Origin of the sequence: Stenotrophomonas sp. CFBP8980, assembly GCF_034046095.1 — a bacterium.
Lineage (GTDB): Bacteria > Pseudomonadota > Gammaproteobacteria > Xanthomonadales > Xanthomonadaceae > Stenotrophomonas > Stenotrophomonas lacuserhaii.
In genome coordinates this window covers 624,015-646,721 of sequence record NZ_JAXCXF010000001.1, presented here as the reverse complement: position 1 = coordinate 646,721, position 22,707 = coordinate 624,015, and the positions used below count along the sequence as shown (strand labels likewise).

Sequence of the window (22,707 nt, the reverse complement as noted above, 5' to 3'; positions counted from 1 at the left end):
GACGGCCGCTGGCCGTCACTACCATGACCAAGGTCATGCGGAAACCTGCCGCGCAATTGGCTACCATGGAGGCCCGTCGCGCGAGCGGCGGCATCCAGCCACGCTGCTTCTGCGGCCCCGCCAGACAACCCTCCCCACGTTGCCAGGCCTGCAGTGATGATCCTGGCGCAGCACTTCCCTGCGCCATCGCAGGGTGCAGGATGACCCATGCCGCTTGACCCACCGTCGCGCCCCCGCCGTCACCGCACGCTGCTGCTGGCAGCTTCCGTCATCGTGCTTGCGGTGCTGCTGGCATGGTGGGCATGGCCGCGCGCCGACGTAGTGGCAGACGATGCGGGCGGCCGCAAGCCGACCCCGGTACGCATCGCCCGCGCCAGCGCAGAACCGCTGCAGCTGCGGCTGAAGGCGATCGGCACGGTGACCCCGCTGCACAGCGTGGTGGTGCGCAGCCGCGTGGATGGCGAACTGCTGAAACTGCATTTCAACGAAGGCCAGCACGTGAATGCCGGCGACCTGCTGGCGCAGATCGATCCGCGGCCGTACGAGGTCCGACTGGCGCAGGCCCAAGGCACCCAGCAGCAGAACCTGGCCGAACTGGAAAACGCCGAACGCCAGCTTCGGCGCTTCGGCGAACTGCAGGCACAGAACTATGTTTCCGGGCAGGAGCTGAGCGACCAGCAGAGCAAGGTGCGCCAGCTGCAGGGCCGCCGCTTGAGCGACCAGGCCACCGTGGATGAAGCGAAGCTGCAGCTGCAGTACACCCGCATCACCGCGCCGGTGAGTGGACGCGTCGGCCTGCGCCGCGTGGATGTCGGCAACCTGATCCGCAGCAGCGATGCCGACGGCCTGGTGACGCTGGCGCAGACCGCGCCGATCAGCGTGCTGTTCACCGTGCCCGAACCGGAACTGCCTGCCCTGCTGGGCGCCGTGCGCAGCCAGCCCGTCTTGGCCGTGCAGGCCTGGGACCGCGAAGAACGCGCCGAACTGGGCCGTGGTGAACTGTCCAGCGTGGACAACGTGATCGATACCGCCACCGGCACGCTGAAGCTGCGTGCACAGTTCGCCAACGCCGACGACGCACTGTTCCCCAACCAGTTCGTCAACATCCGGCTGCAGCTGGGTGCGCAGGATGCGGTGGTGATCCCCGATGCCGCGGTGCAGTTCGGCAGCAAGGGCAACTACGTGCACGTGATCGACAAGGACGACAAGGCACAGCGCCGCGACGTGGTGCTGGGCCCGGCCGACGGCACGCGCGTATCCGTGCGCAGTGGCCTGAAGGCCGGCGAAAAGGTGGTGGTGGAAGGCATCGACGGACTGGAAGACGGCAGTGCCGTGCGCATCATCAGCGAGGACGCTGCGCAGGCCGGCGCATGAACCTGTCGCGTGCCTTCATCCTGCGTCCGGTAGCGACCACGCTGCTGATGGTGGCGCTGTTGCTGGCCGGCGTGCTGGCCTACCGGCTGCTGCCGGTGGCCGCACTGCCGCAGGTGGACTATCCGATCATCCAGGTCACCACGCTGTATCCCGGTGCCAGCCCGGAACTGACCACGCGGATGGTGACCGCGCCGCTGGAAAAGCAGCTGGGGCAGATTCCCGGGTTGAAGCAGATGTCCTCCACCAGCTCGGGCGGCGCGTCGGTGGTGACCCTGCAGTTCGACCTGGCCGTGTCACTGGGCGTCGCCGAACAGGACGTGCAGGCGGCGATCAACGCGGCCGGCGGCTTCCTGCCCGATGACCTACCGGTGCCGCCGGTCTACCGCAAGGTCAATCCGGCCGACACCCCGATCCTGACCCTGGCGGTGACCTCGCAGGGCATGGCGCTGCCGCAGGTGCACGACCTGGTGGACACCCGCGTGGCGCAGCGGCTGGCGCAGCTTCCCGGTGTCGGCCTGGTCAGCCTGGCCGGTGGCCAGCGCCCGGCCGTACGCATCCAGGTCAACCCGGCCGCGCTGGCCGCCAACGGCTTGGGCATGGACCACATCCGCACCGCCATTGCCGCGGCCAACGTCAACCTGCCCAAGGGCAGCTTCGATGGTCCGATCCGCGCGGTGATGCTGGATGCCAACGACCAGATGCGCAGCGTGGACGAATACCGCGCCCTGGTGCTGAGCTGGCGCGACGGCGCGCCGCTGCGGCTGGGCGACGTGGCCCACATTACCGACGGCGCTGAAAACCGGCAGCTGGCGGCGTGGTCGGGCACCACCCCGGCAGTGCTGGTGAACATCCAGCGCCAGCCTGGCGCCAACGTCATTGCGGTGGTGGAACAGGTACGCCTGCTGCTGCCGCAGCTGCAGGCATCGATGCCGGCCGGAGTGAAACTGGAGGTGCTGAGCGACCGCACCGAATCCATCCGTGCCTCGGTGCGTGGCGTGCAGAAGGAACTGGTGCTGGCGATCGGGCTGGTGGTGCTGGTGACGTTCGTGTTCCTGCGCAGCGTATCGGCCACGTTGATCCCCAGCATCGCGGTGCCGCTGTCACTGGTGGGCACCTTCGCGGTGATGCTGCTGGCCGGCTTCTCGCTCAACAACCTCACGCTGATGGCGCTGACCATTGCCACCGGCTTCGTGGTGGACGATGCCATCGTGATGCTGGAGAACATCGCGCGGCACCTGGAGGAAGGCGAGACCCCGATGAACGCCGCGCTGAAGGGCGCGCAGGAAATCGGATTCACGCTGATCTCGCTGACCGTTTCGCTGATCGCGGTGCTGATCCCACTGTTGTTCATGGCCGACCTGGTCGGCGCGCTGTTCCACGAATTCGCAATCACGCTGGCGGTGGCGATCGGCATCTCGCTCCTGGTCTCGCTGACGCTGACCCCGATGCTGTGCGCGCGCTTCCTGCGGCCCGGCGCGCACAGGCACGAGGGTGCCGGCGGGAGGAAGGGCGACATCTTCGACCGCATCATCGCCCTCTACGACCGCCAGCTGCAGTGGGTGCTGCAGCGCCAGCCGTTGATGCTGGTCGCCACCGTGGCCACCCTGCTGCTCACCGTGGCGCTGTACCTGGCCGTGCCGAAGGGGTTCTTCCCGGTGCAGGATGCCGGCCTGGTGCAGGGCATCAGCGAAGCGCCGCAGGCCATTTCCTTCCAGGCCATGCGCCAGCGCCAGCTGGCCCTGGCCACGGCGATCGAGCAGGACCCGGCGGTGGCCAGCCTGTCCTCTTACATCGGCGTGGACGGCAACAACGCCGCGCTCAACACCGGCCGGCTGCTGATCGAACTCAAGCCACATGGCGAACGTGGCGGCGACGCCGGTGACATCGCCAGCGTGATGGCGCGCCTGCAACAGCGCGTAGCCGACATTCCCGGCATCACCCTGTATCTGCAACCGGTGCAGGAGCTGGGCATCGAAGACCGCATCAGCCGCAGCCAGTACCAGTTCACCCTGACCAGCCCGGAGCTGGACACGCTGCAGCAGTGGACGCCGACCCTGCTGCAGGAACTGCGTGCTTCGCCGGCCCTGCGCGACGTGGCCAGCGACCTGCAGATGCAGGGCCGGCAGGCGCGCGTGGTGATCGACCGCGATGCCGCCGCGCGGCTGGGCGTGTCGGTGGAAGCGGTCGCCGATGCGCTGTACGACGCCTACGGACAGCGCCAGATCTCCACCATCTTCACCCAGGCCAGCCAGTACCGCGTGGTGCTGGAAGCCGACCCGGCCCAGCAACCCGGGCCGGAGGCGATCGCCGGATTGCGCGTGCGCAATGCGCAGGAGCAGACCGTGCCACTGGGTGCGGTGGCACGCATCGAACAAGGCCCTGCCCCGCTGCTGCGCAACCATGTCGGGCAGTTCCCGGCCGCCACGCTGTCGTTCAACCTGGCCCCCGGCGCCTCGCTGGGCGAGGCAGTGGCCGCGGTGGAAGCGGCGCGCACCACGGTCCAGCTGCCCGCCAGCATCGAGCTGCGCCTGCAGGGCGCGGCGGCGGCGTTCAACGGCTCGCTGTCGCGCACGCTGTGGCTGATCCTGGCCGCGGTGGTGGTGATGTACATCGTGCTGGGCGTGCTCTATGAGAGCTTCATCCACCCCATCACCATCCTGTCCACCCTGCCCTCGGCCACGGTGGGCGCGCTGGCCGCGCTGTGGCTCAGCGGACGCAGCCTGGACCTGATCGCGGTGATCGGCATCATCCTGCTGATCGGCCTGGTCAAGAAGAACGCGATCATGATGATCGACTTCGCGCTGGACGCGCAGCGGACACGCGGCATGGCCCCGCGCGAAGCCATCCACCAGGCCGCGCTGCTGCGCTTCCGGCCGATCCTGATGACCACCCTGGCCGCCCTGTTCGGCGCGGTGCCGCTGATGCTGGCCACCGGCTCCGGTGCCGAACTGCGCCAGCCGCTGGGCTGGGTGATGGTCGGCGGGCTGCTGGTCAGCCAGGTGCTGACCCTGTTCACCACGCCGGTGATCTACCTGGCGTTCGATCGCCTGCAGCGACGCCGTCCTGCCGCCCGCGTGGACGCCACCACCGCAGGCGACGAGGCCGACGCATGAACCTGGCCGCGCGCATCGCCCAGGCCTGCGTACAGCGGCCGGTGGCGACCCTGCTGCTGGCCATGGCACTGGTGCTGGCCGGCCTGATGGCGCTGCGCCTGCTGCCGGTGGCGCCGCTGCCGCAGGTGGATTACCCGGCCATCGAAGTCAGTGCCAGCCTGCCCGGTGCCTCGCCGGAATCGATGGCCTCCACGGTGGCCACCCCACTGGAGCGCGCGCTCGGCAGCATCCCCGGCATCACCAGCCTGGAGTCATCCAGCTCGCAGGGACAGACCGGGATCGAACTGGAGTTCGTGCTCGGCCGCAACATCGACGAAGCCGCGCGCGAAGTACAGGCGGCCATCAACGCCGCGCGCGGGCAGCTGCCCAGCGGCATGCCGGGCATGCCCGAATACCGCAAGGTCAATCCCTCGCAGGCCCCGATCCTCGCGCTGGCACTGACCTCGGACGTGCTCTCGCCCGGCCAGCTGTATGACATCGGTTCCACCGTGCTGGCGCAGAAGCTGTCGCAGGTACCGGGCGTTGGCCGAGTCCACGTGGGCGGCAGTGCGTTGCCGGCGGTGCGCGTATCGCTGGATCCCAACGCACTGAACCACTCCGGGCTGGCGCTGGATGACGTGGCCCAGGCCATCGCGCGTGCCAATGCGATGCGTCCGCTGGGTGCGCTCGGCAACGACGCGCGGCAATGGCAGCTGGAAGCACCGCTGCAGCTGCGCGAGGCCGCGCAGTACCGCGACCTCGCGCTGGCCATCAAGGACGGCCGTCCGCTGCGGCTGGGCGATGTCGCGCAGGTCGCCGACGGCGTGGAGGACCGCTATTCCAGTGGCTTCCACAACGAACGCCCGGCGGTACTGCTGATCGTCAGCCGCCAGCCCGGCGCCAACATCATCGCCACCGTGGATGCCATCCAGCAGCAGCTGCCGCAGCTGCATGCGCTGCTGCCGGCCCACGTGGACATGCAGCTGGTGATGGACCGCTCGCCGGTGATCCGCGCCACCCTGCACGAAGCCGAACTGACCCTGCTGCTGGCGATCGTGCTGGTGGTGCTGGTGGTGCTTGGCTTCCTCGGCCACTGGCGCGCGGCGCTGGTGCCCAGCGTGGCGATCCCGGTGGTGCTGTTCGGCACGCTGGCGTTGATCGCGCTGCTCGGCTTCTCGCTCAACACCCTCTCGCTGATGGCGTTGATCGTCGGCGCCGTGCTGGTGGTGGACGATGCGATCGTGGTGCTGGAAAACATCGCCCGCCATCGCGAGCTGGGCGCGGACCGCTGGCAGGCCGCGATCCGCGGCGCGGGCGAAGTCGGCGCGACGCTGATTTCGATGAACCTGGCGTTGGCGGTGGTGTTCGTCTCGATCCTGTTCATGGATGACTTCGTCGAGCGCCTGTTCCGCGAATTCTCGCTGACCCTGGTGGCGGCGATGGCGGTATCGGTGGTGGTGGCGCTGAGCCTGGTGCCGATGCTGTGCGCCCGCCTGTTCACCGATGCCGAGCACGCGCCATCACGCTGGCAGCGCGCCAGCAATGCGCTGTTCGAACGCGTGCGCGACGGCTACCTGCGCACGCTGGACCGGGGCCTGCTGCGCCTGCGCTGGCCGCTGCTGGCCTTCGTCGCGGTCATCGCGATCAACGCCTGGCTGTTCCAGAAAGTGCCCAAGGGCATGGTGCCGCAGCAGGACACCGCGCAGCTGCGCGGCTTCGCGCGCGGTGACGACGGCCTCTCGTTCCAGGCCATGCAGCCCAAGATCAGTGCCTACCGCCAGTTGCTGCTGGACGATCCGGCGATCGAGGACATCATCGGGTACATCGGCGGCGGCATGGGGGTCAACAACGCCTTCATCATGATCAAGATGAAGCCGCTGGCCGAGCGCAAGGTCTCCAGCCAGCAGGTCATCGACCGGCTGCGCGCGAACCTGCCGCCGCTGCCGGGCGGCAACCTGTACATGTGGGTCGACCAGGACATCCGCCTGGAAGGGTCCGGCGACAGCGGCAACCAGGAGCTGCAGCTGATGGCCGCCGACCTGGCCCCGCTGCGCGAGTGGGCACCCAAGGTCAGTGCCGCGCTGAAGGCGTTGCCGGAGCTGGTGGACGTGGAGGCGCAGGGCGAAGCCGGCATGCGCCAGGTAGTGCTGGACATCGACCGCGAAGCCGCCGCGCGGCATGGCGTTGACCTGCGCACGATCGCCACCGTGCTCAACAATTCCTTCAGCCAGCGCCAGGTCGCCACGCTGTACGACAACCTCAACCAGTACCGGGTGGTGATGGAGCTGGACCCGCGCCATACCCAGGACCCGACCACCCTGCAGCAGCTGCAGGTGCTGGATGGCGAGGGCCGGCGCATTCCGCTGTCCAGCATCGCCAGCTGGCGCTATGGCATGGCCTCGGACCGCGTGTCGCACAGCCAGCAGTTCGCCTCGATCTGGATCGAGTTCGCGCTGGCACCGGGCGTGGGGCTGGAACAGGCGGTGACCGCCATCAACGGCGCGATGGCCGGCTTGATGCTGCCGCGCACGGTGCAGGCCAAGCTGTCCGGCGAGGCGGCCGGGCTGGAGCAGATGCGCGCGCGCCAGTTGTGGCTGCTGCTCGGCGCCACGCTGGCGGTGTACCTCGTACTGGGCGTGCTGTACGAAAGCTTCCTGCAGCCGCTGGTGATCCTGTCCACGCTGCCGTCGGCCGGCGTCGGCGCGCTGCTGGCGCTGCTGCTGTTCAACAACGAATTGAACCTGATCTCGCTGCTGGGCCTGTTCCTGCTGGTGGGCGTGGTGATGAAGAACACCATCCTGCTCGTCGATTTCGCGCTGGCCGGGGAGCGGCGCGGGCTGAGTGCGCACGATGCGGTGCTGGAAGCGGCGCGCCTGCGCCTGCGGCCGATCCTGATGACCTCCGTTGCCGCATCGCTGGGCACCCTGCCGTTGATGCTGGGCGGTGGCGAAGGTTGGGAACTGCGGCGCCCGCTGGGCATCGCGATAGTCGGCGGGCTGCTGGTCAGCCAGCTGCTCACCCTGTACACCACGCCGGCGATGTACCTGGCGCTGGCCAGGCTGCGCAGGGTTCCGGCCTGACCCGAACGGACCTACACCGCGTACGTCGCCTCATCCCACTTCGGCGCCCGCACCGCCTCGTCGTCCCAGCGGATGATCTCCATCTGCAGCAACCGGCCGTCTTCATCGGCGAACAGGATGATGCTCAGCGCCTCGCCATCGGCGTCGGGCACCTCGATTTCCACCGGATAGGGATAATCGCCGGGCGGCGTTGGACGCGCATGGCCGGCCAGCACGAAGCCCACCAGCAACGTGCTTTCATCCACCGCCATCGCAACGCCCACATCCACGCGCAGCTGCGCTGCCGGTCCGGCAGGCAACACAGCGGCGACGGCCTCGATCAACAGGCGTTCGTGTGCTTGCAGGGTGCGTAATGGACTGGCGATGTCAGGGGATTGCATGCGCTGCAGGATACGCGTGTTGGTGTGCACCGCACTTGCCTCGGTAGCGCCGAGCCATGCTCGGCGTCACCCGCTGACAACCGTTGAATCCCAGGAAGAAACCCGCCCCCCGGCGATGGACCTGGCGCCGGGTCATTGCCCAGCGCCAGGCGCATCGCCGGTGCGGCTGCGGTGGCTGCCAACTCCGCCAGCCACCGCTGATGACGGCGCGCCCCCGCAGGCAGCAGCCGTCACCCACACCCGTTGCACTGCTCAGGCGGCTTCGGTTTGTGCTTCTTCGGACATCGCCGCGATCGCTCCACGGCGCTCACGCACGGCCGCCGCCAGTCGTTCCAGCACGACTTGGGTGGTGGCCCAGTCGATGCAGCCATCGGTGATGCTCTGGCCATGCACCAGCGGCTGGCCTTCGACCAGTTCCTGGCGTCCGCCAACCAGGTTGCTTTCGATCATCACCCCGACAATGCGCTGCTCGCCGCCGGCCATCTGTACCGCGATGTCTTCGATCACTTTCGGCTGGTTGTCCGGGTTCTTCAGGCTGTTGGCGTGGCTGGCATCGACCATCAGGCGGTTCGGCAGCTTGGCCTTGGCCAGCACCTGGCAGGCATCGGCGATGCTGGCCGCGTCGTAGTTCGGCTGCTTGCCGCCACGCAGGATCACATGGCAATCCGGATTACCGGCGGTGGCCACGATGGCCGTGTCGCCCTGCTTGGTCACCGACAGGAAATGATGCGGATTGGTCGCCGCGCCCACCGCGTCGGCGGCGATTTTGATGTTGCCATCGGTGCCGTTCTTGAAGCCCACCGGGCACGACAGGCCCGAGGCCAGCTCGCGGTGCACCTGGCTTTCGGTGGTACGCGCACCAATCGCGCCCCAGGCCACCAGATCGGCGATGTACTGCGGCGAGATCACATCAAGGAACTCGACGCCGGCGGGCAGGCCCAGCTTGTTGATGTCGCGCAGCAGGCCACGCGCGATGCGCAGGCCCTTGTTGATGTTGAAGCTGCCGTCCAGGTCCGGATCGTTGATCAGGCCCTTCCAACCCACGGTGGTGCGCGGCTTTTCGAAGTACACGCGCATGACGATCTCCAGTTCGCCGGCCAGCGCATCGCGCAGGGGCTTGAGCTTCTGGGCGTACTCGATCGCCGCGGCCGGGTCGTGGATCGAACACGGGCCCACGACGACCGCCAGGCGGTCATCAGTTCCGTGCAGGATGGCGTGCAGCGCCGCGCGCGAGGCACTGACCGTATCGGACGCTTCATCGTCGCAGGGCAGCATCGCCAGCAGCTGCGCCGGCGGGGTCAGGGGCTCGATCTTGCGGATGCGGAGGTCGTCGGTATGGGGGGGCATGGCGGGGGTCTCTCGAACGTGTGGGGGTCCCCAGCGTGGCGGCAACAAAAAAGCCGCCAGGGTCGCTGGCGGCTTTCGGGAATGCGGCTGAAGGGTTTCTTCAGGGTGAACGCAGTCCTTCCTCCGCCGGTGGCTTCGGAAAGTAATACCAAAAGTACGAGTTGGCGTGGCGTGCGTTCATTGGGGAGTATTGATAACACAGGGTTTCAGGGCTGCCAACTGTTACATCGGCAACTGCGGAAAAGGTTCAGGCTGACGGGCGGGCTTCGTCCATCGCCAACGCACCGGCCTTATCCAGGCCGGATCCACGCGTCCCCTGCCGAAGCGGGTGACCCGCGAATCGTTCCCTTCAACAGAAGCCGGTAGCGCTGCGGGCTGCCTGCCGCATACCGCACTACCACCTCCCTGCTCGCCTTTCGAATCCCAAGGGCACATGTAACATCATCGCTGTGGACATCCCGCAATATTAATAAAATTCAATGCGTTAGCGACTCGCGCACGGTCCATTGTCGATGACTTTCGAGGATGGACAACGTCTGCGGAATTTCAGACGTCTGAGTCGGGCGCTCGGCTGCTGTGGGCGCCAGCATCTCTGGTTGCCAGATAGCAGCCGGATGCCTTGGCCAAGCGGCACGAGCAAAAATGATCCGGCAGCCGCAGGTGTTCCTGTCCTGGGCATGGCCACTGGGCAGAGGCAGTCAGACCAAGGGCACCTCCGTTGCCGCAAGGGTGTGCACGACAAAGCAGCACCTGTTCTTGGTGTCGTGCATTCGTCAACTCTGTGGGGGTAGGTTCGGAGATGGCGTTAGAACTGGCATCTTAACGTCGGGCATATTTGCGTCCCAGAGCTCAGCGGAAAATTCAGACCACCTCGCTATGCTCATCTGAAGAAATGCGATATCCGTTTGCAAAAGCTCTTCAAGATTATTCGGGTATAGAACGTTGTATCGTATGCCGACCAATGTATGCGGAACCTTTGCCTTCTGTGAGACTTCTCGAAGAATGCTGAAGTGCGCCAGATAGCGTCCTAAGACCTGAGTGAGCGTCTCGCTCGTCGCGAGAACTAGCCCGCCTTTCTCATGAATTAGCGTGGACATCTGTTCGCCAATATCAACGATGTCATTGACCATCGGCAGGGTTTCTGGGTGTTGTGTGGCAAGCTCGTGCATTGCCTCAATCAGCCTGAACCGGATCGGTGATGATGACCCGGCATCGTATATGAAAAGATGATCCTTTCCATCGTCTTCGTGTCGAAAGTCAAAGCGAAGAGGGTCCTTGGCATTCAGGTGATCACAGAGCTGGCGCCGAATTCCAGAACTTCTCTGCAGGCTGAGAAATAGTGGGTAATAGAACTCATGGGCCTGTTGGGATCGATACTCAATGATCTTTGTCTGCGCTCCGAATGCAGCATCGGCCCGATTCGCCCTTTCTGCTGACGCACGTTGCTTGCTCTGCGATCGAGCATTTATCGCACTACCAACGAAGACACCTGCAAATCCCAGTATTGCTGGTAGCAGCCTCTCCAGCCAACTGGACTTGTTGTCGCGAATCGCCTGCATCAACCTGAGTTCGCTGGCGCTGGCATCCGTTGGAGTGAGCGTTCTGTTGGCTTCTGGCAACCCGGCCGGCAGCGCTGGTGTGCCGCGACGGATAATTGCTGTTGCCACTGTAGATGCTTCTGTTTCTGATGTGCTCAAGCGGTCAGACGCTAGCGCGTGCACGCCGGAATCATGTTGCGCTGGTGAACTTGAGAGCGCCAGTCCCATCACCAATTGCCATGCCAAATCCATATTATTTTCTCTTCCCCCTGTGAGCGGCTAGTATCTCTGCTGGCTACCGCCAGTTCCATAGGAAGCCACACTTACTTCTTCCGACGTGGCAATAGGTTGGAGCGTTGTCCGAAGCGTCGCTTGGCGGATCCACTCTGTATACGGTGCCGTACAGCCCGCTTCCCCCATGTCAGTGGTCCTTCCGGATGCTCTGCCTAACAGGGGCGCGGCGGCTATTTGTTCCCCATGATCCTTTCAGGGGAATATCATGCAAGATGCGTGACGCAAGAACTTTTCCTCAGAGCCGGAGGATGCCATGGCAATAGCCCTGCTTGAGTTGACCCAGCATGCCAACGGCGACGTGCTGGAGCGGCTAGTTGTCGTCACATTCGCCGAGGCAACTGCGTGGCCGCTTCAATCCACGAAAGGGGAGGTGATTTGCTGCCGTCTGTTCGCGCAGACCGGCAATGGTGTGCCTAGTGTGCCACCAAGCGTTCGAGCGCTCCTGGAACGTGTGGCTCTGTCCAGCTTGGAGCAGCTCGCAAAGTGCCGTGACAGCGAAGAGCAAGGTGTGCCTGGCCCCTCAGTAGCACTGTGGAAGGCGGGCGTTCTGCAAAGGCTAGAGGGTCTCTCGCTTACCGAAAGCTTCGCAGTTTGGCTGCAGAGGAGTGGGACTACTAAGGAGTGTGTATTGATTGAGCTACAAGGTCCGCCGCCGGCAGCGGCGACTGCGATTGCTCCCGACGTTGAACCGTCCTATACCCGTTTGCGCGACGGCTTGGCCAAGCATATTCTGCGCCGCGACGGAGCATTGAAGGTTGCGGATATGGATCCAGGGGCTGCTGTCCGCCCAGGCTCAGCTAGGATAGAGAACGTTGGCCCAAGCCAGCAGATCCTGATAGACGCCGCAGGGCAACGCGAGTGGCTCTCTGCACAATGGCTCAGTGCTGCCCAGGTGAGTGCCAGACTTGGCTTCGATGCCTTGAGAAACTGCCGTAGTGCAAGCCAACTACGACGCGATGGTCAACTTCTAGGGGCATTCGTTACGCACCCTGTGCCCGGTTACCGCTACCCCGGCTGGCAGTTCCTCCCCGATGGCCGGCCCATCGATCAGTTGGCCGCAATTCTGAGAGTGCTACGGGACTGTGGGTTCTTTCATCGCGAGTCGAGTGGCCTTCATCGCACCACCGGGTGGGGCGAGGTCGAGTGCTTTTTCCCCGCACGCGCTGCTCGATGGCAAGTCGCCAGCGGAGATGTTGACCACTGACCCTGCTCTCGTACTACGTGCTGCCCGCATCGAATTCGAGAGCGAATGCTGATTGCGCTGTCGGACTTTGGCTTCGCGGCTTGGATAGCCGTGAGTCAGGACGTTGATACCTCCTGCAGAGAGTGAACCGGAGGCGCCGCTACTACACCTCGACGACGAAATTTGGGTCAAACGCAAGATTCTCTTGACGCCAGAATCCCGCGCTGTCCTGATGCGGATATCCCAGAGGGTTACAGACGATCCGCGTGTCACCGACGAAGTAGTCCATTGAATCGTGCACGTGGCCATGGATCCACAGGTCTGACTTTTGGATAAGTGAGCTCAAGTCCGATGCGAATGCGGCCGACAGCAGCTCGTTCGCGAACCGCTCAGGGATCGAACGTGCATGCGATGCCATATGCGTCACCACAACTGTGCCGCCATCGAAGCGAACCTCAAGCATGCGCTGCAGCCATGTTCTTTCCTCTTGATGCCACTGTGCTGTATCCAATGGTCGGATAGGCCGGTAGCCCGCCTTTGCCAACCGGATCTTCCGGTAGTCATTTAGCCCGGCCGCGGCCGCTTGTAGAGCTTCTTGATACGAGTCGGCACCTAGGAGCTGGAAATCCGTCCAGAGGGTTGCCCCCAAAAACCGAACACTACCCAAGATTAGCTCGCCCTTACTCAGGAAGTGGACATTTCCGCTTGAGGAGCACGCTTTCGCGATCCTCTCCTGGGTGGAGTCATACTTCTGTCCGTACGCTTCCGGATTTCCCGAGACGTAGATCACCGGGATGTCGTGGAATTCTCTAGTCGCCCACGCCACCGCTTTCTCAGATGCATCAATGTCGCCAGCCAGAATCACGGCGTCCGGTCGGCTTTGGCCTATGTCAGGCTGTAGCGCTCTTACAAACTTGTTTGCTTGTTCTGGCGCATCGCGCCACACCTCTCTGTGCAGATCAGACAGGATCAACAGTCGCATGACTAAGGCATCTCCGGCTTGGCGCCGGCTGCGCCTTTAACCTCGAGTTCGCGGATGCGTTGGTACAGGCGCTTAGAAGCAACTATGAGTCCGTCATCGTCCGGCAAGTACGGAGACTCGAAGAGTGGAATCTCCACCCACAGATGACTCTGTCCCGGATGGACATATGGGCCGTGATCGTCGAGCAACAGCGCACTGCCAATGACGCGAGATACGTACTGGAGGTCCTTAGTCTTGCCCGACCAGCTTGTGCAACGGAGTTCAGAGAACCATGTCGGCGCGCACCCCTCGTCCACCAGAAGCTTCGAGATGCTCCGTACGCGCTCTTCCGGAACCGTAGTGAACATCACCAGCTGATCGAACTCGGCTCGCATGTCCTCTAGAAAAGTCTTGAGTCCCGGCCTTGGGATCTGGCTGATGGCATTGGAGATCAGCGTTCCCTCAAGATCCAATGCAAGTATGGTTGGACGCACGGGGAAAACTCGACGACTGGAGCAGAGCACATACCTTGCTCGCAGGAATTGACTTTATCCACATCGTGACCCTACTGGTACGCCCACTACCAGTGGAGGTGTGAGCCTACTGGTACGGTCTCCGGCCAGGTGAGGCGATGGCGACCTTGCGAGCTCATTGGATGGCGCGGTGGTGGTTCCAGGCGGAAGTTCTGAGTGCGTAAGCAGCGGCGCGTGGGAGAGCCTGGGGCCGCTTGCCTCGCGCGAAGCACTCCAGGATCTGGAGGCACAGGTGGCCAAAGCTGTGAGCAATGGTGCAACCGTACTCGCGGGTGGCAAGCCGGCTGAGCGGACTGGGTTCTTCTACGAGCCAACAGTCCTCGTCCTCGCGGGCGTTTCCAAGGACAACCCTGCGTACAGTCAGGAGTTCTTCGGCCCCGTCGCACAGATCTACGTAGTGGATAACGAAGACGATGCTGTTCGCTTGGCGAATGATTCGCCCTACGGCTTGGGTGGATCGGTATTCAGTCGTGACACTGACCGCGCACGAGCGCTGGCGTCGCGAATTGAGACCGGCATGGTCTTCATCAACACCTCCACGACCTCCCGACCGGAACTCCCCTTTGGTGGTGTCAAGCGCTCGGGCTACTGGCGCGAACTGGGCGATTACGGCCTGAAGGAGTTCGTAAAATCCAAGCTTGTAGTGATCAGCAGGAGCTGAGAGCCGCCTCCATTGAAGAAGGCAGGATGGATCCGAGAAGCAGGCTCTATCCACCAGGCGGGATTGAAGCCACAAGGCCGATGCAATTTTTAGGTGCGGCCACGAAGACAAGACCCTCTATGGAGCGCATAGAGGGTCTTTTGCTAAACGCAGGAACTCAAGGCTCCTGAAGAGGAGTCTGCGGGAACGACTGCACGACAGGCATAGGTTTCGTTATCGGACTGGCATGAACTCTCTTGAGAATTTCTGCCAATCATGAATCGACGAGATTGTCGAGTCAGTCTGACGGCAATCTCAGTCCTTCAACCTTCTTCGGAGCAGTCAAGGTCCTGATCTAAGCTATACCGTCCCAACCCTATAAAGTCAAAGAACGGAGTCAGAAGCATGAGCGCGGAAGCAGTAGAGCAACAGTTGCAGTGGTATGTCACCACCGCAGCAAAGGTGGCTTGGGTTCGCACGCAAGCAAGTGCGGGTCCGAAGCTTGCGATCTCCAAAGCAGATGCCGCTCGACTGCATGACTTGCTCAAGGGCAGGCAGAGGCAGCCGGCATTCGCTCTTGCTCTTGCTATGGCTGTAACTAGTGGGGTGAATGAGCTCGTAGTCGAGTTGCGACGACTCGGATACTTCCGCAGCTCACGCTATGGCTTCAACGTGGGACCAATCCGGGAGCTTGTCAGCGTCCTGCAGGGGCTTGGAGATGATCTCGGGCTTGAGAAGACGTGGTCAGAATACCTGGCCTCCGTTGCTGCTCTCTACAAGCTTGCGCCCGAAGCCAAGCGTATGAGGAACTCATTACTTACCCGCTTGGCAGATCGCCGAGGTAAGGCCCTAAAGAGCCTGCTAGCGGTGGTGGACGACGCCTTTGCAAGTGGGATGATGGACAGTTCCGACACTTGTGCACTAGGAAATGGTGCATCAGATCAGTCTACGATCGTCTCGCGGATCATCTCGCTGGTCCAGGAAGAGGGCGGACTTCGACCGCAAGATCTCAGGCTGGCTGACTCGGATGTTGTGAGCAAGTTCAACGGGACATACGAGCGAGCCTATGAGGACGCTCGCTGCATTGAGGTGCTGCATACCGCGGAGACAATGATCGACGGACTGCCGTATCGCGCGGAGGATCATGTCGGGGGGGTGGTTATAAGCTCAATTGACCCCGATCTGGAGAAATCTGTTCGACTTGGATACATCCAAATGGAGTCGCAGGTCGCTCTCCGTCAGCATCACCTTTTGAATAGCTGGGCGGATGGTGACCCATCGCCGCCTTCGATCTTTGAGCTGTTTGAGCAATACTATGATGAGAAGTTCTCGGACTACGCTGAAATCAAGGGGGGAGTGAACCGGCGTGTAACCTTTACGCTGACGGGCAACCACGATGATTTCGCGACACTCGCGCAAGAGCGTCTCTTCAAAGAGGACCTTCTCTTTCTTGCGCAGCTTAGCGTAGAGCACTACGGAGACGCGGATGCAGATCCTGTCGAGGTCGCTCCTGGTCTGCTCGCCTTTGATGTCTTGAAGGTCAATCGTCTGTTCGCGCTCATCTCTTACGTCTTCAGGCGGGAGTTCGCCAAGATCGAGGATGCCCAGGAGCGGCAGCGCGTCATCGTTCATTCTTCGGTCTTCCCGCTGAAGCGACAGCAGCTGCTTTTGGTCCTGGGATTCGTTCTGCCCCGCGACAAGGCAGAGAAGGTGTTGGAACTGTTGGAGATGAACGAGTCGAGAGCGGTTGTAGACCTTCAGTACACCCCCTTTATCAAGGTGGGTGACTCCTACCTGCTTGCGCCAGCGTTGATTGCACACTCCAACTTGGTTCGCAATCTCGCAGTGCTTAATGGACTGAACGCAACTCGGATCAAAGGCAAGGATCCCATGCAGACAGCCGTTGCCGGTGCACTGCGAGAGGCTGGCTTCCTGGTTGAGGAAGAGGTGGTCACTTCCCAGGCTAGTAAAATTGGCGATACGGACATCGTTGCATACAAAGATGGTGTGCTCTATCTCTTTGAGTGCAAGAACGCCTATCTCCCTTGTAACGTGCATGAGATGCGCAACAGCTACATGCATATTGAGAAGGGAGCGAAGCAGCTGACCCTGCGCATGAAGAAGTTCGCAGAGGACTCCCATCGCGACCAGATCTGGGCGAAGCTTGGCTGGACCGTGCCGACGCCCACCGCTATCCGTACAGGAATTCTCATTGCCAACCGCGTGTTTACCGGTGCAACCGTTGAGGGCCATCCTGTTCGCCAAGCTCATGAGTTCATCAACGTACTGCTTCGAGGCGTAGTCTCAGCGGATGGGACCAACTATTGCGTTTGGGATGGCGATCAGGTCTCGACTTCAGACCTCGATCGCTACCTTGGATCTGATGGGCTGCTGGCTGACTATTTTGAGTCGCTGGTTCCGAGCAACTATGGTTATGACTTTGGGTCTCTCCAGGTTGGCTTTGTAAGCTGGAAGCTTGCTCCGGAGAAGCTACTCGAGGTCACCCGGGCGCGCTACACCCGCGAGGTTGAGCACACCGCCTGACGGACCAGAGGTGCCCTGCTTGCGTGCCGAGCAGGGCGCCTTTAGCTGTAATGCACCAATGGGGATACATCGTGGGTACGCTACGGGGCTGGGGCTGATCCCGCCGCATAAAGACGAAGTGGTTGATGAGGGACAGAGCCCGCTGGGGTCGCCGTGCACCGCATATGACAAGGCGTGTGGACTCGCTTGGAGCATCCGTAATGCGTGGGGGCAGAATCCCCAATGAAAAATTGCTGTGGACGTACGTGACAACCTGAGCCAGGCAAGCGACGTGTTCGCTGCGCAGCCAGTGCCCTGAGCCCTTGCGGGCACTGTCGATGCTGCTTGAGGACCTGCTCGCACGGTTGGCGCTACATGTGGCGGCGACTGGGCGGGCGAATGACTGCGTCGAGGGGCGATCACGTCCTCACGGGAGGAGCAGCGCGTGGCCAGGATGGCTCCTTGCAGACCCTACGGTCCCCCCGTTCTGCGGCATTTCTGGAGGAATTTGTTACCTAGACAGGCCATCCAGCGAGATAGGCCATGGGACGTCGTCCGACAGTCAATTCAAAAATGCCAATAAGATCAATCAGTTATTGAGATAATCTTCTGTGGGGCGCTTGGTGGCTGGCGACTGTTGCCAGCAGCAACTTTGAACTGGTGGGTGTCGCCAGTAGACTCCCCCCTATGACCTCGATCTCGCTTCCAACCCCTGTTCAGTTTTCAGGCCACGAAACCTTCCCTCTGCGTCAACTATGGCTGCGAAAGGCTTACGATGCTGCCGCCGACGGCGTGGGGCGGCCCGCCAAGGAAGTCTTTGCGCCAGAAGTAGGAATTCGCCGCTTTGGAGTGGGAAAGAACATGGTCGCAGCCATTCGCCATTGGGCGATGGCGTGCGACATCATCTCGGAGTCCCGCGATGGACGCATTTCCATCGCTCCTACCGGCGAGGCCCTGTTCGGTAATGTTGGACTAGACCCATTCCTCGAGCGTCCTGCATCCGCTTGGTGGATTCATTGGCTGCTAGCAGGGAGAGCGCGACGCTCGACTTCGTGGTGGTGGGTCTTCAATCAGGGGGCTCAACAGTCATTTGACGTGGAACTGCTGACGGACTCGCTCAAAGCCGCCGTTGAGCAGGCTGGGCACAAAACCTCCAGAGTGACCTTGAAGCGTGATGTTGAGGTCTGCGTCCGATGCTACGCGGCCAAGCGTGATGGCCGAGGTGGAGATGATGCAGCTGAGCCGCTTTTGTCTGAATTGGGTCTTCTGAATGAAGGAAGCGGAGCGACATTTTCCTTCTTGCGAGGCCCTCAGAACTCACTACCTGAAGGAATCTTCGCGATGGCTCTGATGGAGTTCTGGACGGAGCGTGAGGCTCGCCTAAGCACCGGGCAAGCCACACTTTCATTTGAGGCGATTGCGCACGAATACGGATCTCCTGGAAGAGTATTCAAGCTCGATGAAAGGGGGATCGAGGATCGACTCTCTGGGCTTGAATCGCTGACAGATGGTCAGCTTCGGTGGACTGATACTGCCGGCGTACGACAGGTCAGCCGGCAGATTCGTGGAGCTCAAGACGAGCTTCATGTCGACCTTTTCAGGAAGGCTTATGGCAAGTAATGTGCGTCCGTTGGTTCAGGTTGCCTCGCGCTTCCAGCGCTCTGTGCAGCTGGAGTCCGATCTAGGCCGAGAGGATGCTCTGGACGGGTATGTGCTTCATGGCAGCGGTCAGCTCGCTCTTGAGACGACAGCGCGCTATGTGGGCACATCTCAGCAGCGCGCCTTCACTTGGACCGGGCCATATGGCGGGGGTAAGTCGACCCTTGCATTGGCGCTGGCACAACTTGCTGGTGGTTCACCAAGCGCACGTAAGCGCGCGAAGGCGGTGCTCAGGCTCGATGGAGCCGGCGACGTTGCTCGCACATTCGGCGGCCGCAAGCCGTGGACCGTGATTCCCCTTGTGGGAAGGCGGCAGTCGCTAGAGTCTGCTCTGGGCCAGGCAATCGACAAATACGCTCCCATGCGCGGAGCTAAGCGTATGCGCGACGGCGTGCGTGACGTCATTGGCGAGCTGACAAAGCGTGCCGAGAACCCTGACGTTGGCGGGGTCTTGGTCCTGCTTGATGAAATGGGCAAATTACTCGAAGCCGCTGCCGCTGCCGGCGAGGACATCTACCTTTTGCAGGAGCTCGCCGAGGCTGCGAGTCGCTGTGAAGGGCGTCTGGTCATTGTGGGCGTACTGCATCAGGCCTTTGAGCAGTACGTAGGCAGGTCGCACCGAGGCATTCAAGCCGAATGGGCCAAGGTGCAGGGCCGCTTTGTTGACATCCCGGTCGTCGCTGGTACGGACGAAGTGATTGGGCTGATTGGTGGCGCAATCGAGTCCGCACAGGAGCATCCCAAGTCCCTCAAAGTCAGTCGACTAATCGCAGATCAGATCCGGCTGCGGCGCCCTTCCTCCCCCCCGACACTTGCCGCCTCCCTGGATGCGTGCTGGCCGCTTCATCCCGTGACTGCGGCCCTGCTCGGTCCCTGCTCGCGCAGGCGTTTCGGCCAGAACGAGCGCAGCGTTTTTGGCTTCCTGAGCTCGGCTGAGCCGATGGGATTTCAGGAGTTTTTGCGAGGTCAGGCGGGCGAGATCTCTGCGGTCTACAGCCCTGCTCGCTTCTGGAACTACTTGCGAGTTAACTTTGAGCCGGCGATTCTTGCTTCGGCTGATGGCCATCGGTGGGCGGTCGCCAGCGATGCAATTGAACGGGTGGAGGCGCGCTTCCAGGAGCCCCACGTTGCTCTGATCAAGACGATCGCATTGATCGACATGTTCAGAAACGGGTCTGGCGTTGCGGCAACCAATGATGTTCTGCAGCAGAGCGTTCCTGGCCACGGTGCCAAAGAGATCGCGGCAGCTCTGTCTGATCTTGTGAAATCGAGCGTCGCTGTCTATCGGAAGCACCTTTCGGCTTGGGCGGTCTACGCCGGTAGCGACTTCGACATTGAGGCGGCAGTTGAGCTTGCCAAAGCCAAGCGCACGCTATCCATCGATCAGCAGTTTAAGCAGGTCGGCGCACTGCCCGCACTGAGCGCGCGCAAGCACTACTTTCTCACCGGCACGCTGCGCTGGTTTGAGCGTGTTGTCTCCACTCCCAAGGCCGCCGAAGCGCTGCTTGATGCATCCAGGGAGACGACCGCCGGACGCTTCATCCTTCTTGTTCCCGACGACGACACATCACCGCAAGCTCTTCGCGAGGCAGCAGTAGCCCTGGCTGCGCGGTGCTTGGACTCGCTTAATGCCATTGGCGTACCGAAGCTTCATCTCGGCTTGGCTGAGCAAGCTACCGAGCTTGCTGCACTGGAACAAGTCGCAAAGGCAACCCCGAAGCTTGATGGCGATACTGTGGCCAGGCGCGAAGTGTCGGCGCGATTGGAGCACGCACGCCATACGCTGGATGCAAATCTGCGCGAAGCATTCTCCACAGCGACCTGGCATATCGGAACCGAGGTGCTGACCAGCACTGTAGATGATGGACTCGCACCTATCGCGAGCGCTATATGCGACAAGGCATTTTTCAAATCGCCTCTTGTGTTTAGTGAGCTGGTGAACCGTGACACTCTTTCGTCAAGCGCTGCGAAGGCCCAGCGCCTTCTAATGCATCGCATGCTCTCGCATGCGGGCCAAGCTGAGCTCGGCTTTGAAGGCTACCCAGCTGAAGCTGGTCTGTATCACACCATCGTTGCTCCGCTTCAGCTTCATGGAGTCAGTGATGGTGCGGCGGGCTTCCGAACGCTAGATCAGCTAGAGGAGATGGGTAGCTCAAGCATCGTGGCACTATGGCAGGAGTGGAAGGCCCAACTTGTCCAGTCGCGATCGGAGGTCCGTCTTTCGTCCCTATTCGATACGGCTCGGCGCGCACCTTACGGCGTACGTAATGGATTGCTTCCCATTTTCGCTCTGGCCTTCTTCCTAGCTCATCGCAGTGAGATTACTCTGTATATCGATGGCATGTTCACGCCTGAGATGAGCGACGCCGACTCGGATGCATGGCTCCAAGATGCCTCGCGAATTGGTTGGAAGTGGCTTCACATCGACGATAGTTCCCGGAAGATGCTCCGGCAGCTCGCTCGCCGCATGGAACCCATTGCTGGTAGGCCTGTGCAGGCTGATCCCCTCGATTCGGCTAGGGCGTTGGTAGCCTGGGCATTCTCGCTCCCGACCTGGAGTCGAAAGACAACGTCCGTCAGCGACGCTGCTCGAAGCGTGCGCTCGGTGCTGCTGCGTGCATCGGACCCGCTGAAGACAATCTTCGTGGATCTCCCCGAGGCGCTTGATCTCAAGCCCGGAAAGGAGATCGTCGAGGTGATCATCAGCGTCGTCCATGAGCTTGACTCTGCCTATGAGCAAGTGCTGAAAAGGCTTGGGGATCAGCTCCTGATTGCGCTGGCTCACAGTGGGCCCCTGTCGCGAATCCGATCTCGCGCTAAAGCAATCGCAGGCAGGACCGGTGACTTCCGAATCGACGCATTCGTATCCCGGTTAGCTGAGTACGAAGGACTCACAACGCAGAATGAGAGCCTGGCGTCCTTGGCAACAAATCGCGCCGCCCGTGATTTCACGGATCAAGATGTTGAGCGTGCGGGAATTCAGCTGGCCGACTGGGCATTCCAGTTTCGCAGGCTGGAGCTGCTGGCATCGGTCCAAGGGCGCCCCTCGGGTCGTCATGCGCTCGCTGTTGCCTTTGGCAGCCAGAGAACGGTCAGCGCTACGATCGATGTGGGGGATGAAGATCGAGACGTGATCTTACAGGTTCGCGATGTAATCCTAGCTGCGGCCAAGCGAGAGGGTCTCTCGAAGGAGCTCTACCTCGCAGCTTTGGCTGAGGCAGGAGCAGTAATCCTGGAAGAAGGAATGGAATCGGAGAGTCACAATGGCTGAGCATCACGTTCTAGGGATTTCCGGCGGCAAGGATAGCGCTGCGCTTGCTGTGTATATGCGGCTCAATCGCCCGGAGCTGGACCTCAAATACTTCTTCACCGACACCGGCAAAGAGCTGCCAGAGGTCTACGACTTCTTGGGAAGCCTTGAGGGATTTCTTGGAAAGGAGATTCTGAGGCTCAATCCACAGCGGGATTTTGACTTCTGGCTGCGGGAGTACAACAACTTCCTGCCGTCTCCAAGGAGCCGTTGGTGCACTCGGCAGCTGAAGCTCACGCCATTCCGGAACTGGATCAAGCCCTGGCTGGAGGCCGGCGACAAAGTCCACAGTTACGTCGCCATCCGATCGGATGAGAATCACCGGGAGGGCTATGACTCAGGCCATCGAAACTTGACCGTTCATCTCCCTTTTCGTGAGGCGGGTATCGATCACTCGGGGGTGATGGAGTTGCTTGACGGTGCTGGTGTCGGTCTGCCCAAGTACTACCAGTGGCGATCGCGCAGTGGATGCACCTTCTGCTTCTTCCAGCAGAAGATCGAGTGGGTTCGACTCAAGCAGCAGCATCCAGAGCGGTTTGAGGAGGCAAAGCAGTATGAGAAGACGGCTTTGGAACACGGGTCGCCTTTCACCTGGAGCGACCGAGAGTCATTGACCGACCTTGAGCAGCCGGAGCGAATGGACGCCATTGAGCGAGATTTCGAGCGGCGAAAGGAGAAATCTGTCAGCCGTGGCAGGATTAATCCACTGCGACAGGGTGTTGACCTGCCAGCAGGCGTTGAGATGGAGGAAGTCTTTGGCGAGACCACTGCTTGCGTCATCTGCCAGAAGTAA

The 22,707-nt window shown here is 61.9% G+C and carries 13 protein-coding genes; 8 read left to right on the top strand and 5 right to left on the bottom strand.

Annotation, left to right across the window (positions count from 1 at the left end; genetic code table 11):
- The first annotated feature begins 207 nt into the window (after positions 1 to 207).
- The 3 genes from SOM47_RS02865 to SOM47_RS02855 are packed head-to-tail and all read left to right on the top strand — an operon-like array spanning position 208 to position 7,546.
- On the top strand, positions 208 to 1,374 hold the full coding sequence (locus SOM47_RS02865) for an MdtA/MuxA family multidrug efflux RND transporter periplasmic adaptor subunit (protein ID WP_320504704.1): 1,167 nt from the start codon (positions 208 to 210) through the stop codon (positions 1,372 to 1,374).
- Positions 1,371 to 4,487, top strand: coding sequence for a multidrug efflux RND transporter permease subunit (locus SOM47_RS02860; RefSeq protein WP_320504703.1), 3,117 nt, complete (start codon positions 1,371 to 1,373; stop codon positions 4,485 to 4,487). The genes SOM47_RS02865 and SOM47_RS02860 overlap by 4 nt, the downstream gene beginning before the upstream one ends.
- Positions 4,484 to 7,546 (top strand): efflux RND transporter permease subunit, encoded by a 3,063-nt coding sequence (locus SOM47_RS02855; RefSeq protein WP_320504702.1) that lies wholly within the window; start codon positions 4,484 to 4,486, stop codon positions 7,544 to 7,546. Before SOM47_RS02860 ends, SOM47_RS02855 begins: the two co-directional genes overlap by 4 nt.
- Before the next feature lie 11 nt (positions 7,547 to 7,557).
- Here the strand turns inward: SOM47_RS02855 and SOM47_RS02850 are convergent, their stop codons facing one another.
- The 5 genes from SOM47_RS02850 to SOM47_RS02830 form a co-directional block, all read right to left on the bottom strand.
- Positions 7,558 to 7,956: a DUF6984 family protein gene (locus SOM47_RS02850; RefSeq protein ID WP_320504701.1), complete on the bottom strand. Its 399-nt coding sequence runs from the start codon at positions 7,954 to 7,956 to the stop codon at positions 7,558 to 7,560.
- 222 nt (positions 7,957 to 8,178) lie between these two features.
- Positions 8,179 to 9,273, bottom strand: a complete 1,095-nt coding sequence (locus SOM47_RS02845) for a 3-deoxy-7-phosphoheptulonate synthase (RefSeq protein ID WP_320504700.1) — start codon at positions 9,271 to 9,273, stop codon at positions 8,179 to 8,181.
- Positions 9,274 to 10,046: 773 nt separating this feature from the next.
- Complete coding sequence (locus SOM47_RS02840) at positions 10,047 to 11,063, bottom strand: hypothetical protein (protein WP_320504699.1); 1,017 nt, start codon at positions 11,061 to 11,063, stop codon at positions 10,047 to 10,049.
- A gap of 1,388 nt (positions 11,064 to 12,451) precedes the next feature.
- Positions 12,452 to 13,270 carry a metallophosphoesterase gene (locus tag SOM47_RS02835; RefSeq protein WP_320504698.1) on the bottom strand — a complete coding sequence of 273 codons (819 nt, stop codon included), beginning with the start codon at positions 13,268 to 13,270 and terminating at the stop codon, positions 12,452 to 12,454.
- A gap of 2 nt (positions 13,271 to 13,272) precedes the next feature.
- The gene (locus SOM47_RS02830) at positions 13,273 to 13,743 is read right to left on the bottom strand and encodes an NIF family HAD-type phosphatase (protein WP_320504697.1); all 471 of its coding nucleotides are present in this window, start codon (positions 13,741 to 13,743) and stop codon (positions 13,273 to 13,275) included.
- A gap of 169 nt (positions 13,744 to 13,912) precedes the next feature.
- On the opposite strand from SOM47_RS02830, the gene SOM47_RS02825 reads away from it, so the two are divergent.
- From SOM47_RS02825 to SOM47_RS02805, 5 genes are all read left to right on the top strand, one after another.
- Positions 13,913 to 14,443 carry an aldehyde dehydrogenase family protein gene (locus SOM47_RS02825; protein ID WP_320504696.1) on the top strand — a complete coding sequence of 177 codons (531 nt, stop codon included), beginning with the start codon at positions 13,913 to 13,915 and terminating at the stop codon, positions 14,441 to 14,443.
- A gap of 384 nt (positions 14,444 to 14,827) precedes the next feature.
- The gene (locus tag SOM47_RS02820; RefSeq protein WP_320504695.1) at positions 14,828 to 16,966 is read left to right on the top strand and encodes a hypothetical protein; all 2,139 of its coding nucleotides are present in this window, start codon (positions 14,828 to 14,830) and stop codon (positions 16,964 to 16,966) included.
- A 666-nt stretch (positions 16,967 to 17,632) separates the two neighbouring features.
- Positions 17,633 to 18,565 (top strand): DUF4007 family protein, encoded by a 933-nt coding sequence (locus SOM47_RS02815; protein ID WP_320504694.1) that lies wholly within the window; start codon positions 17,633 to 17,635, stop codon positions 18,563 to 18,565.
- Positions 18,531 to 21,875: a hypothetical protein gene (locus tag SOM47_RS02810; protein ID WP_320504693.1), complete on the top strand. Its 3,345-nt coding sequence runs from the start codon at positions 18,531 to 18,533 to the stop codon at positions 21,873 to 21,875. The genes SOM47_RS02815 and SOM47_RS02810 overlap by 35 nt, the downstream gene beginning before the upstream one ends.
- A complete protein-coding gene (locus tag SOM47_RS02805; RefSeq protein ID WP_320504692.1) occupies positions 21,868 to 22,707 on the top strand; it encodes a phosphoadenosine phosphosulfate reductase domain-containing protein in 840 nt (279 codons plus the stop codon). The genes SOM47_RS02810 and SOM47_RS02805 overlap by 8 nt, the downstream gene beginning before the upstream one ends.

Excerpts from the sequence above, each read along its gene's own strand:
- SOM47_RS02865 (WP_320504704.1), top strand. The coding sequence starts at position 208 with ATGCCGCTTGACCCACCGTCGCGCCCCCGCCGTCACCGCACGCTGCTG.
- SOM47_RS02860 (WP_320504703.1), top strand. The coding sequence starts at position 1,371 with ATGAACCTGTCGCGTGCCTTCATCCTGCGTCCGGTAGCGACCACGCTG.
- SOM47_RS02855 (WP_320504702.1), top strand. The coding sequence starts at position 4,484 with ATGAACCTGGCCGCGCGCATCGCCCAGGCCTGCGTACAGCGGCCGGTG.
- SOM47_RS02845 (WP_320504700.1), bottom strand. The coding sequence starts at position 9,273 with ATGCCCCCCCATACCGACGACCTCCGCATCCGCAAGATCGAGCCCCTG.
- SOM47_RS02840 (WP_320504699.1), bottom strand. The coding sequence starts at position 11,063 with ATGGATTTGGCATGGCAATTGGTGATGGGACTGGCGCTCTCAAGTTCA.
- SOM47_RS02835 (WP_320504698.1), bottom strand. The coding sequence starts at position 13,270 with ATGCGACTGTTGATCCTGTCTGATCTGCACAGAGAGGTGTGGCGCGAT.
- SOM47_RS02820 (WP_320504695.1), top strand. The coding sequence starts at position 14,828 with ATGAGCGCGGAAGCAGTAGAGCAACAGTTGCAGTGGTATGTCACCACC.
- SOM47_RS02815 (WP_320504694.1), top strand. The coding sequence starts at position 17,633 with ATGACCTCGATCTCGCTTCCAACCCCTGTTCAGTTTTCAGGCCACGAA.
- SOM47_RS02810 (WP_320504693.1), top strand. The coding sequence starts at position 18,531 with ATGTCGACCTTTTCAGGAAGGCTTATGGCAAGTAATGTGCGTCCGTTG.
- SOM47_RS02805 (WP_320504692.1), top strand. The coding sequence starts at position 21,868 with ATGGCTGAGCATCACGTTCTAGGGATTTCCGGCGGCAAGGATAGCGCT.